The sequence below is a fragment of the Streptomyces sp. WELS2 genome, from assembly GCF_013870595.1.
Classification (GTDB): domain Bacteria; phylum Actinomycetota; class Actinomycetes; order Streptomycetales; family Streptomycetaceae; genus Streptomyces.
Window position 1 is genome coordinate 1 of the sequence record NZ_JACBWZ010000123.1, and the last position, 12,147, is coordinate 12,147.

Sequence of the window (12,147 nt, forward strand, 5' to 3'; positions counted from 1 at the left end):
CGGACGTGGGCACCGGGCGCGCGAAAGGTCTGACCGCCGCCTTCCTGGACCGCGTCCCGGACGGCGGCTGGCTCGATCCGCGGACGACGGCCGCCCTGCTCGGCTGTTATGGCATCCCGCAGATCCCTTGGGAATGGGCCCGGGACGAGGACGAGACGGTCGCCGCGGCCGAACGGCTCGCCGGGCCGGACGGACGCGTCGTCGTCAAGGCCTACTGGCCCGGACTGCTGCACAAGAGCGAGCAGCACGCCCTGCACCTCGATCTCCAGGGCGCCGCCCGGGTCAGGGCCGCGCACCGTGATCTCGTCGCCCGGTTCGGCGACCGTATGACCGGGGTGGTCGTCCAGCCGCTCGCCGAACGGGGCATCGAGCTGCTCGCCGGTGTCGTCCAGGACGAGGTCTTCGGGCCGCTCGTGATGCTCGGTCTCGGCGGCACCGCCACCGAACTCCTGGCCGATCACGCGGCCCGGCTCGCCCCGCTCACCGACCTGGACGTGCACGACCTGCTCACCGTTCCGCGCTGCTCCCCCCTGCTGTTCGGCTACGCCGGGGGGCCGGCGGCGGATGTCGGCGCTGTCGAGCAGCTGTTGCACCGGCTGTCCCGGATGGCCACCGATCTGCCCGAACTGGCGGAGGCCGACCTCAATCCGGTCCTGGCCGGACCGCACGGTGTCACCACGCTCGACGCCCGTGTCCGCCTGGTGCCGCGCCGCCCCCACGACCCCTACTTGCGCAGGCTGCGCTGACCGGCGCACGGATGCCCGGAGCCGGCCGGTCCGAGTGTGGGCGCGGGCCCCGCGCACCGCGCGACAGGAGCCGAACGGCCCACGGTCGGGCCTCAGTGGCCCGTGGTGCCGGCTGCCGAAGAGGCGCACGCTGGGACCGGCAGTCCGAGAAGGGAGTCGGTGCGATGACCTCCGTGACCACCACGAGCACGGCGCTGGAGCCCGTGTACCGCGAGCGGCTGATGCGACTCGCCCGCGATGTCTCCTTCCCGCCCGGGACCCGCCTGTTCAAGGAAGGGCAGCGCGCCGACCGCTTCTGGATCGTGCGCGGCGGGACCGTCGCCCTCGATCTGCACGTGCCCGGCCGCCGTCCGGCCGTCATCGAGGCGCTCGGTCACGGTGCGCTGCTCGGCTGGTCCTGGCACTTCCCGCCCTACCTCTGGCATATGGGCGCCGCGGCGACGACCCCGGTGCGGGCCTGGGAGTTCGACGCCGAATCGGTGCGGGCGATGTGCGCCGAGGACCCCGCGTTCGGACGGGCCGTCGCGGTGTGGGTGGGAGGTGTGGCCGCCCAGCGGCTGCACGCCACCCGGGTGCGGCTGCTCGACCTGTACGCCCCCTATGGCAGCGGCGGCCAGTGGTGACCGCCCGACCGCTCCGTCCGGCCGAACGGCTTTGGGACGAACGCATGGAGAGCGGCCCGCGCCGGGTGGGTGACGTGATGACGCGTGCGGTCGTCGCGGTGGGCCGCGAGACCCTCTTCAAGGACATCGTCGAGCGCTTGCGGGAGCGGAAGATCAGTGCCCTTCCCGTGCTGGAGGGCGACGGGCGCGTCATCGGCGTGGTGTCCGAGGCCGATCTGCTGCTCGAAGAGGAGTTCCGGGACGGCGACCCGGACCCCTTCGCCCGGCTGCGACGGCTGCCCGACGCGGCCAAGGCCGGAGCGTTGTCCGCCGAGGAGCTGATGAGCACTCCGGCCGTCACCGTCCATGAGGACGCCACACTCGCGCAGGCGGCGCGGATCATGGCCGTGCGGCATGTCAAACGGCTGCCCGTGGTGAACGCCGAGGGCGTACTCGAAGGCGTGGTCAGCCGCAGTGATCTGCTGAAGGTCTTCCTCCGTACGGACAACGACCTGGCGGACGAGATCCGGCGGGACATCGTCGACGTGATGTTCCCGGCGCCGGTGGAGCCCGTGCACATCGTCGTCCGCGACGGCGTCGCGACCCTCACGGGACGCGTCACGGACGCCGCGCTGATTCCGCTCGCCGCGCATTTGGTGCAGGGGGTGGAAGGGGTCGTGGGCGTGGACTGCCGGCTCACCGCCGCCGAATCCGACGCCCGGTGACGCCGCCCCGGTGCGGCGGCCCCGCTTTGGGGCGGGCGGCCGCCGTCAGGCGTGCTTTGGGGCGGGCGGCCGCCGTCAGGCGGGTGCCGTCCGCCGCGCGTCCGGCAGGTCCGGGTCGGGATCCGGGTGGCGGGGCGGGCCGGTCAGGGAACAGCGCACGTCCACCACGCCGGGCATGGCTCGTGCGAGGCGGGCGGCAATCGGCACCAGAGCCGTGTCGGGCACTCGGCCGGCGAGGGTCACGACACCGTCGCGTACCCGCACCCGGACGGCGTCGGCGTGCGTACCGAAGAGCCCCGCGACCACCTCGCGCCGCACTTCTTCTGCGATGTCCGTGTCGTCCCGGAGGAAGACCTTCAGCAGGTCGGACCGGCTGACGATGCCCTCCAGGGTGCCGTCGGGGGCGACGACCGGCAGCCGCTTGATCCTCCGGTGGGCCATGATGCGCGCGGCACGGGCGAGGGTGGCTCCGGAGACCACGGTGACGGCGGGGACGCTCATCAGCTCGGCGGCGGTCAGCGCGTTCGCCTTGACGATGTCGGCGCTCTGCCCCACTCGGGCCTGCCCGCCCAGGTCGCCGCCGTACTCCTCTTTGAGCAGCAGGTCGGCCTCGGAGACGACGCCGACGACGCGTCCGTCGTCGTCCAGCACGGGGAGGGCGCTCACCCGCCACTCCTGCATGGTCCGCACGATGTCCTTGAAGGCGGCCCCTTCCCTCAGGGCCACGACCCTGCGGGTCATCACGTCGTTCACGAGGGCGGGAGAGCCGTTCATGGCGTCCTCCAGGGGCTGGGTGTCGTGCCGCGACACCTTCAGGGTGCGCCGGCGACGCCCTCCGGGACAGGGCCGAGTGGCCCGTTGCCCAGTCCCCGTGGTCCGTGCCGTCCGGCGCCCGGTACTGCCAGGGGCCGGCCCGTACGCCCGGCCGCCCGATCGCCTATGCGGAGGGAAGGGGCACCCGCCAGCGCAGGACGGTACCGCCGCCGTCGGGGCTGGACACATCGAAGTGTCCGCCGAGTTGTCCCGCTCGCTCGGCCATGTTGTGCAGGCCGCTGCGCCGGCCGTCGGGCGGGATGCCCACACCGTTGTCGGAGACGGTCAGGGAGACCTCGCGGCCGTCGGTCGCCAGGACGACTTGTGCGCGGTCGGCGTGGGCGTGCCGGGCCACGTTGGTGAGTGCTTCCGAGAGGACGGCCATGATCTGGTCGGCGATCTCGTGCGGCACGTTCGTGTCGACGAGGCCCTCCACCTGTACGCCGGGCGTGAACCCCAGCACCGGGGACTCCTCGCCGACCAGGCGCACGACCCGGGCCCGCAGACCGGTGCCGGCCGCTCCGGCACGCGTGCGCAGCCCGAAGATGGCGGAGCGGATGATCCTGATGGTCTCGTCCAGGTCGTCCACGGCCCGCGCCACCCGCTCGGACGCCTCGTGATGCTCGATGAAGCGGCCGGCGCTCTGCAGCGTCATACCGGTGGCGAAGAGCCGCTGGATGGCCAGGTCGTGCAGGTCCCGGGCGATCCGGTCGCGGTCCTGGAGCACGGCGATCCGCTCGGCGTCCGCACGCCGCTCGGCCAGCTCCATCGCGATGGCGGCCTGTGCGGCGAATCCGCCGAGCATGTCCGCCTCCTGCTCCGAGAAGACCGGCCGGCCGGCTTCACGGGCCACCAGTACCGCGCCCCGGACACCGCCTGCCCCGGTGCCGATCGGGACGGCCACGGCGGGGCCGAGCCCGTGGAAGCGCGCCGGTTCGGGCGAGATCCGCCGGTCCTGGTGCACATCGTCGCTCATGACCGGAGCGGCGGCGCGGAACGCAAGGCCCGTCAGCGTCCCCGACAAGGGCAGCACCAGTCCGCGGTGCACCCGCGCGTCCACGCCCACGGCGATCTCCACCGTGAGGCACTCCGTGTCCCGCACCGGGAGCGCGACCGCCGCCAGCGCCGATCCCATGATCTCGCGGGCTCGTTCCGCGATCAGTTTCAGGGCCTCGGCGCGGTCCTTGCCGGACATCAAGCAGTGGGTGATCTCGACGTTCGCCCGCAGCCACCGTTCCCGCAGCCGTGATTCCTCGTACAGGCGGGCGTTGTCGATCGCCACGCCGGCCGCCACGGCCAGCGTGGAGAGCACCACCTCGTCCTCCTCGTCGAACGGTGCTCCGTCACGCTTCTCGGAGAGATACAGGTTGCCGAAGACCTGGTCGCGTACCCGGATGGGAACGCCCAGGAAACTGTCCATCGGCGGGTGGTGGGGCGGGAAGCCGTACGAGGCGGGGTGCCGGGAGATTTTCTCCAGCCGCAGGGGCTCCGGACGGCGGATCACCTCGCCGAGGATCCCGTGGCCCTGCGGAAGCGGGCCGATCTCGGCGATCCGCTCCTGCGGCACCCCGACGGTGTGGAAGGCCGACAGGGTTCTGCCGCCGGGGGCTATCACCCCCAAAGCCGCGTACTCGACGTCGACAAGCGCGGCGGCGGCCTCCACGATGGAGTGCAGTACCTGCTCCAGATCCAGCTCCCGGCCGACGGACAGCACCGCCTCCAGCAGGCTGTGGACCCGGTCCCTGGTGCCGCGGGCCTCGTCGATGCGAGCCTGCAACTCCTCCAGCAGCTCGTCGAGCCGCAGCTCCGGCAGCCGTACACGGGGCTCTTCCGCGTTCGCCACGACGCTCCTCCATGTCCCCCCGTACGCGAGACCGGACAGTGGCGGTCTTCGCCCACGGTAACCACGCTCCGCCGCGAACGGCAGCCCGGCCGTCTCCGGGACGGCGGACCGGCGTTCCCACGGCGGGGTCTCGCACACCCGGGGCCGGTCGGCCCAGTCCTCGGGGCCGAGTGCACCTGCCCCGGCCGATGGCGCGGTACCAGGCTGGGAGGGTACGGAGACGGCACGGCCGAGGAGTGCTCATGGCCCGCTATGTGTACGACTTCCAGGACGGCGGCCGTGACCTGGCCGGCCTGCTCGGCGGCAAGGGCGCGAACCTCGCCGAGATGACCCGGCTGGGTCTGCCGGTACCACCGGGTTTCATCGTCACCACCGAGGCGTGCCGGACCTTCCTGGCCACCGGTGAGGAGCCGGAGGGCCTGTGGGCGGACGTGTCCGGACACCTCTCGCGGCTGGAGAGGACTGCCGGGCGGCGGCTCGGGCAGGCGGACGACCCGCTGCTGGTCTCGGTCCGCTCCGGGGCCCGGTTCTCCATGCCCGGCATGATGGAGACCGTCCTGGACATCGGCCTGAACGACGCGTCGGTGCACGGCCTCGCCAGGGTGTCGGGCGACGAGCGCTTCGCCTGGGACTCCTACCGTCGACTCGTACAGATGTACGGCACCACGGTGATGGGCGTGCCCCAGGGACGCTTCGACGAGGCCATGACGCGTCTGAAGGAGGCCCGCGGCGCCCCGGACGACCTCCATCTGGACGCCTCCGACCTGGCCCGGCTGGTGGAGACGTACCAGCGGCTGATCCTCGACGAGACCGGCCGGGACTTCCCCCGGTCCCCCGCCGCGCAGCTGCGCGCGGCGGTCCTCGCCGTCTTCCGGTCCTGGAACGCCGGGCGGGCCCGGCTGTACCGGCGGCGTGAGCACATCCCGGACGACCTGGGCACCGCCGTCACCGTCCAGCGGATGGTGTTCGGCAACCTGGGGCCGGACTCCGGCAGCGGTGTCGCCTTCACCCGTGACCCGGCCACCGGGCGCCCCGGCCTGTACGGCGACTACCTGCCGAACGCCCAGGGCGAGGACGTGGTGTCGGGTGCCCGGGACGCCGTGCCGCTGGCGGAGCTGGAGCGGCTGGACCCCGTCTCGTACCGGCGGCTGCGCGACCACGCGCAGACGTTGGAGCGGCATTACCGCGACCTGTGCGACATCGAGTTCACCATCGAACGCGGCACTCTGTGGATGCTGCAGACCCGGGTCGGCAAGCGCACCGCCGAAGCCGCCTTCGCCATCGCGGCCGAGCTGGTGCGGGAAGGACTCGTCAGTCCCGACGAGGGCCTGGCACGGGTGAGCGGCGACGGGCTGGTCCGGCTGATGTTCCCGCGCTTCGACGCCTCCGCCACGCGTGAGGCGCTCGCCCGGGGCGTGCCCGCCTCGCCCGGCGCCGCGGTGGGCGCGGTGGTCTTCGACTCCGCCGAGGCGGTGCGCCGCGCCGCGGGCGGTCAGGACGTGATACTCGTCCGCGAGGAGACGACACCCGACGACCTGCCCGGGATGGTGGCCGCCCGCGCCGTGCTGACCGGGCGCGGCGGCAAGACCAGCCACGCGGCCGTCGTCGCCCGCGGCATGGGAAAGGTCTGCGTGTGCGGGGCGCGGGACATCACCGTGGACGCGAGGGCACGGCGCTTCACCACCCGGGGCGGAGCCGTCGTCGAGGAGGGCACCGTCGTCTCGGTCGACGGGTCCGCCGGCGCCGTGTATCCCGGCTCGGTCCCGCTGGTGGAGTCGGCGACCATGCGCTATCTGAACCGTGGCGAGCAGGGCGACAGCACGGTGTCCGCGGTGGCTCGCGCCCTGGAGCACGCCGACTCGGTCCGGCGGCTGGAAGTCCGCGCCAACGCCGACACCCCCGAGGACGCGCGCCGGGCGCGACGGTTCGGAGCCCAGGGAATCGGGCTGTGCCGCACCGAGCACATGTTCCTCGGTGAACGGCGGAAGCTGGTCGAGGAGATGATCCTGGCGCGGACGGACGCCGAGCGCCGCCGGGCGCTGGCGGCCCTGCTGCCACTCCAGCGAAGGGACTTCACGGACATCCTGGAGGCGATGGACGGCCTGCCCGTCACCATCCGGCTGCTCGACCCGCCGCTGCACGAGTTCCTTCCCGACCGCACCGACCTCGCCGTCCGCGTCGCCACGGCCGAGGCCACGGGCCGGCGGCCGGACGCGCACGACGCCGAGCTGCTCGACGCGGTGAAGAGGACGCACGAGGAGAACCCGATGCTCGGGCTCCGCGGGGTGCGGCTCGGCCTGGTCGTTCCCGGCCTGGTCGCCATGCAGGTCCGGGCGGTCGCGGAGGCGGTCGCCGAGCGCACCCGCGCGGGCGGTTCGCCACGGGCGGAGGTCATGGTGCCGCTCGTCGGTGCCGTCGAGGAGCTGCGGCTCGCCCGCGCGGAGGTGGCGCGCGTCCTGGCCGAGGTGGCGGAGGAGACCGGGGTGACCGTCCGCTGCCCCGTCGGAACCATGATCGAACTGCCCAGGGCCGCGCTCACGGCCGGACGGATCGCGAAGGAGGCGGAGTTCTTCTCCTTCGGCACCAACGACCTCACCCAGACCACCTGGGGCTTCTCCCGTGACGACGTCGAGGCCGCGTTCTTCCCGGCGTACCTGGACAAGGGCGTCTTCGCCGCCTCACCGTTCGAGACGCTCGACCGCGACGGGGTGGGCAGGCTGGTCCGGATCGCCGTCGAGGAGGGGCGAGCGGCCCGCCCGGAACTGGAGACCGGGGTGTGCGGGGAGCACGGAGGCGATCCGGAGTCGATCCACTTCTTCCACGCCGTCGGCCTGGACTACGTCTCCTGCTCGCCCTTCCGGGTCCCGGTGGCGCGCCTCGAGGCCGGCCGGGCGGCGGTGACGGGCGTGGACCCCGGCGACAGCAGGTGAGACGTGATCCGCAGGGTGACGAGGTGCAGCCATGACCCACTCCCACGAGCCGTCGTACCGACGTGTCGACCTCGACCAGGACGAGGCACTGCGGTTGCTGGGCAGCGTGTCGCTGGGCAGGGTCGTCTTCACCCGGCAGGCGCTGCCCGCCGTCCGCCCGGTCAGGCACGTCCTGGACGACGGGGACGTCGTCGTCCTCGCCCACGACGCCGCGGCGCTCGCACCGCGGGGCCTGCGGTCCGGCGACGCGGGCGTCATCGTCGCGTACGAGGCGGATGCCATCGACCCCGACACCCACCTCGGCTGGAGCGTGGTCGTCACGGGGTACGCCCAGCTGGTGAGCGACCCGGCCGAACTCGTGCGCCTCCACGAGCTGTCGTGGTCCGAGGCCCCGGTGGAAGGCGGGGAGCAGGCGGTGCGCATCCATCCCGAGCTGGTCACCGGTGTGCTGGTGACGGAGTCGGGCGGCGCGGCGAGGGCCGCCCGCTGAGGTCCCGAGGGACCGAAGGCGGGTCCAGCGGGAAGGTGCGGGTCACCAGTCGTCCGGTCGTTCCGGCGCGTGCGACGGGGACGCGGGCCGGGCTCCGGCCCGGTACCGGGAGGCGCCCCGCACCGTCAGGCCGCGCGGTGTCCGGGAGTTCGCGCCCGGGCCGTCCGGCCCTCGTGCCGGGCCGGACGGCGCCGGGGGATCCCTTTTCACGGTCTCACGGGCCCCCATGGCTCCTCCCGGCCCGGGAACCGGGTCCGAGCGGCCCTGCGGCGAGGCTTCCCGGCCCCTGTGGACGCGCGCCGGCCCGAGTCACCGTCGTCATAGGCACCACGACGAGGAGGTGTTCCGCGATGGACCCCACGCGGCGGATGTGGCGGTGGCGGAGCAATCCGCTGCGGCGGCACGAGGACGTCGTCGAGGCCTGGGTCGTACTGGCCGTCTGGGTCATCGCCGTGGTCGGAGGCGCCCTCGCCGGGTTGGTGACGGCGCAGGCCGCCGAGCAGCGGTTCGCCCAGCAGCGCGCCCACAGGCACGCCGTCCGGGCGGTCCTGGTCACCGATGTGCCGTACGGCGCCGCGGCGAAGTGGTCGGCGGACGGCCGTACCCGGGGCCCGGTGCGCTGGACGGCTCCCGACGGCACCCCACGCACCGGTTGGACGCCGGTGGCCGGGGGTCTGAGGGCCGGAGACCGGGTCACGGTGTGGCAGGACGACCGGGGCCGCCTCGCGCCCTCCGCACCGCCGGGCCGGAGCGAGGGGCATGTGGAGGCCGCCCTCTTCGCCGGCGGGGCGGCCCTCGCCACCGCGGTCCCGGTCTTCGGCGCGGGCGCCGTCGCACGGGCACGGCTCGACCGGCGCCGCATGGCCCGGTGGGACCAGGAATGGGCACTGGTCGGGCCGCGGTGGGGCCCGAAGACGGGATGATCGGACGGGATGCGCCGGTCGCGGACCGAGGCGCCGCGCGCGGGCCCCTGCCGACGCTCCGCACCCGAGGTCATGCTCCCGTCAGGCCGTCACGGTGGCGACCGGCGAACCGGTGGCCGCCGCTCGTGGGCGGGCCCCGTACCCGGGCGGTGGTGCGCGGGCGCGATGCCCCGCACCTCCTCGGGTGCGCGCTCAGGCGGATTCCGGCACGACGGCCACCGGGCACCCCGCGTGGTGGAGCACCCCGTGGGCGACGCGGCCGAGCTGAAGTCCGAAGTGACCCTGGCGGCGCCGCGCGCCGACGACGAGCAGACCGGCGTCACGGGAGACGGCCAGCAGGGCGTCCCGGGCGAAGCCCTCGACCGTACGGCGCCGCACCCGCAGGCCCTCCGGAACGGTCGCCAGCGCCTCCTCCACCAGCTCCGCGGCCTCCGCCTCCTGGAGGTGGGCCGGCCGTCCGGCGATCAGCGGGTGTGCGCGCGGCTCGTGCAACGGCCGGCGCCAGGCCCGTACGGCCTCCAGTTCGGCTCCGCGCAGCAAAGCCTCCTCGGCGGCGAAGCGTACGGCGGCCGAGTCCGCCGGCTTCTCCCCCACGCCCAGGACGATCCGGCCGGCCGGCCCCGGGCGGACCTGGTTGTCGTGGCTGCCGCGCAATACGATCAGCGGGCAGTGCGCGTGCCCGGCCACCGTGACGCTCACGGAGCCGAGCAGGGCCTCGGTCACCCGGCCCCGGCCACGACACCCGAGGACCATCAGCGCGGCGCCGCAGCTCTCCCGGATCAGGCCGTATCCGGCTTCCTCGGGCAGGATGCCGGTGGTGACCTCCAGGTCCGGCCGCCGTCGGCGGGCGCGCGCCCCGGCGGTCTCGACGATGTCCTCGGCCATCGCTTCCTCCGAGGACTCGCCGAGCTCCTCGGCCACGGCCGCGCCTTCGTAGCGCTCCCAGAGCGAGGCGTACACCAGCCGGAGCGACGCCCCGCGCAGGACCGCCTCGTCGGCGGCCCACTGCACGGCTCTCAGGCTCGCCTCGGAGCCGTCGACACCGACGACGATCCGGTGCGGACCAGGGGTTCCGGGAGCCCGTGTGTCCGACGTCTTCATGGGCGTCTCCTCATGGACGGCACCTCAACCGTGCGCGACCACGGCGACCGGTGCGGCGGCATGGTGCAGGACGGAGTGGGTGACATGGCCGATGCGGGCGCCGAACGAGCCGGTGCGCACACGGCGGCCGACGACCACGAGACAGGCGTCGCGGGAAGCGCCGGCAAGGACCTGCGCGGCGCTGCCGGACCGGCTCGCCTCGATCACCTCGACGTCCGGGAACTTCTCCCGCCAGGGACGCAGTACCTTGCCGAGGAGCGAGGCCTGCCCGCGTGCGAGTTCATCGTGGAACTCGGCGTCCGTGGCGAAGCCGTGGAAGGAGCTCGGCGGCTCCGGCCAGACGTGCACCGCCCGCAGGACGGCCCTTCGCCGGGCCGCAGCGTCGAAGGCGAACTCCAGAACGGTGCCGTCCGGCTCGCCGGCGTCCAGGCCGAGCACGACCGGACGGAAGAGCGTCGCGGCGCAGGGCACTCCCGCCGGGTCCATCCGGTGCTCGTCGGCGGCCTGCTCGCCCGAGCGCACCAGCACCACCGGACGCTCGGCCCGGGCCACCACGGCCAGACTCACGGAACCGACCACGAACCCGTGAAGCGCGCCGAGGCCCCTCGAACCGAGCACCAGCAGCTCGGCGAACCCGGCCGCCTCGCAGAGGACGTCGGCCGCGGTCCCGGTGAGCTGCTCCGTGGTCACCTCGACACCCGGATGACGCAGCCGGATGCCGTCCGCGGACTCGTGGGTCAGCCGCCGGGCCCAGTGCCGGTAGGCGTCCAGGTCGAGCAAGGGAGTCCGGGCCGCGTAGGCCGGCGTCGGCTCCTGGACGTGCACGATCTTCAGCGGCAGACCGCGCAGCAGCGCTTCACGCGCCGCCCACTCGGCCGCGGCCCGGCTCTCGGGCGAGTCGTCGAGCCCTACGGTGACGGTGCGGGACATGGGCTCCACCTCCCGGCGGGTAGGTCCCGAGTCCAGCCTGTCGCCCCGGCCGCGCCCGGCTCAGGGGCCATACGGCCCGGCGGGGGGACCAACCGACCCTCTGTCCCACGGCCTCCGGGAGGGCCGACGGCCCGGGAATCCCGGCGGGAAGGCGGCACGGGCACCCGGGGCGGCCCCTGGGCCGGTCGGCCCTGGCGCGCTCCGCGCGGAAGGCCGATGATCGAGCCTGGGGCAATGGCAGCGGAGCGTCCGCGGAATGAGGTCGCCATGACCGAGACACGCACCTTCAGCGAGCGGGACCCCATCCGCGTGTTCCTGCTCGACGACCACGAGGTCGTACGGCGCGGCCTGACCGACCTCCTCGACGCGGAACCGGACATCTCGGTGGTGGGCGAGGCGGACACCGCGGAACACGCGCTCACCCGTGGTCCCGCCCTGCGCCCGCACGTCGCCGTGCTGGACGTCCGCCTGCCCGACGGCGACGGCATCACGGTCTGCCGGGAACTGCGCGACCGCGTGCCGCGCCTGGCCTGTCTCATGCTGACCTCCTTCGACGACGAGGAAGCCCTGCTGGACGCCATCATGGCCGGGGCGTCCGGCTATGTGCTGAAGCAGATCAAGGGCTCCGACCTGGTGTCGGCGGTACGGGCCGTCGCGGCGGGCCAGTCGATGCTGGACCCGGCGACGACCACCCGGCTCATGCGGTCCCTGCGGGCCGACCCGGCCGAGGTTCCCTCACTGCCCCCCGAGCTGGCCGGGCTCTCGGCCCGGGAACGCGACATCCTCGCCCTGATCGGCGACGGCCTCACCAACCGCGAGATCGGCGGGAAGCTGTACCTGTCGGAGAAGACCGTGAAGAACCACATCTCCCGGCTGCTGGCCAAACTGGGCGTGCAGCGCCGGGTCCAGGCGGCGGTGCTCGCCTCCCACCTGGAGCGGCACGAATCCCACGGCTCCGAAGGCACCCCCGGCTGACCGGCCGAGGGCGTGCTCAGACGTCACCGGGCGACGAACGCGACCGGGCAGCCGGGCAGCCGGGCAGCC

11 protein-coding genes are annotated in these 12,147 nt (G+C 73.9%); 7 read left to right on the forward strand and 4 right to left on the reverse strand.

The window, feature by feature from the left end; all coding sequences use genetic code 11:
• The 3 genes from H5J33_RS10730 to H5J33_RS10740 form a co-directional block, all read left to right on the forward strand.
• On the forward strand, nt 1-746 hold a 746-nt coding region (locus H5J33_RS10730; protein ID WP_181794662.1), incomplete at its 5' end, for an acetate--CoA ligase family protein.
• A gap of 164 nt (nt 747-910) precedes the next feature.
• Entirely contained in the window at nt 911-1,369 is a 459-nt protein-coding gene (locus tag H5J33_RS10735) for a cyclic nucleotide-binding domain-containing protein (RefSeq protein ID WP_181794663.1), read from the forward strand.
• Between the two features lie 44 nt (nt 1,370-1,413).
• Complete coding sequence (locus H5J33_RS10740) at nt 1,414-2,073, forward strand: CBS domain-containing protein (RefSeq protein ID WP_181794664.1); 660 nt, start codon at nt 1,414-1,416, stop codon at nt 2,071-2,073.
• Between the two features lie 75 nt (nt 2,074-2,148).
• Here the strand turns inward: H5J33_RS10740 and H5J33_RS10745 are convergent, their stop codons facing one another.
• Both H5J33_RS10745 and H5J33_RS10750 read right to left on the reverse strand, forming a co-directional pair.
• The gene (locus tag H5J33_RS10745) at nt 2,149-2,847 is read right to left on the reverse strand and encodes a CBS domain-containing protein (protein WP_181794665.1); all 699 of its coding nucleotides are present in this window, start codon (nt 2,845-2,847) and stop codon (nt 2,149-2,151) included.
• A gap of 163 nt (nt 2,848-3,010) precedes the next feature.
• Nucleotides 3,011-4,729 carry a GAF domain-containing sensor histidine kinase gene (locus H5J33_RS10750; RefSeq protein WP_181794666.1) on the reverse strand — a complete coding sequence of 573 codons (1,719 nt, stop codon included), beginning with the start codon at nt 4,727-4,729 and terminating at the stop codon, nt 3,011-3,013.
• Nucleotides 4,730-4,971: 242 nt separating this feature from the next.
• Here H5J33_RS10750 and ppdK point away from each other — a divergent pair, with 242 nt between their 5' ends.
• The 3 genes from ppdK (at nt 4,972) to H5J33_RS10765 (ending at nt 9,072) form a co-directional block, all read left to right on the forward strand.
• A complete protein-coding gene (ppdK, locus tag H5J33_RS10755; RefSeq protein WP_181794667.1) occupies nt 4,972-7,659 on the forward strand; it encodes a pyruvate, phosphate dikinase in 2,688 nt (895 codons plus the stop codon).
• A gap of 31 nt (nt 7,660-7,690) precedes the next feature.
• A complete protein-coding gene (locus tag H5J33_RS10760) occupies nt 7,691-8,149 on the forward strand; it encodes a pyridoxamine 5'-phosphate oxidase family protein (protein ID WP_181794668.1) in 459 nt (152 codons plus the stop codon).
• Between the two features lie 350 nt (nt 8,150-8,499).
• Nucleotides 8,500-9,072, forward strand: coding sequence for a hypothetical protein (locus H5J33_RS10765; protein ID WP_181794669.1), 573 nt, complete (start codon nt 8,500-8,502; stop codon nt 9,070-9,072).
• Nucleotides 9,073-9,264: 192 nt separating this feature from the next.
• Here H5J33_RS10765 and H5J33_RS10770 read toward each other — a convergent pair whose 3' ends face one another.
• The gene (locus H5J33_RS10770; protein ID WP_181794670.1) at nt 9,265-10,173 is read right to left on the reverse strand and encodes a universal stress protein; all 909 of its coding nucleotides are present in this window, start codon (nt 10,171-10,173) and stop codon (nt 9,265-9,267) included.
• Between the two features lie 24 nt (nt 10,174-10,197).
• Nucleotides 10,198-11,103, reverse strand: coding sequence for a universal stress protein (locus H5J33_RS10775; protein WP_181794671.1), 906 nt, complete (start codon nt 11,101-11,103; stop codon nt 10,198-10,200).
• 267 nt (nt 11,104-11,370) lie between these two features.
• Between H5J33_RS10775 and H5J33_RS10780 the strand changes: the two genes are divergently transcribed.
• The gene (locus tag H5J33_RS10780; RefSeq protein ID WP_181794672.1) at nt 11,371-12,078 is read left to right on the forward strand and encodes a response regulator transcription factor; all 708 of its coding nucleotides are present in this window, start codon (nt 11,371-11,373) and stop codon (nt 12,076-12,078) included.
• The last annotated feature ends 69 nt before the right edge of the window (nt 12,079-12,147 follow it).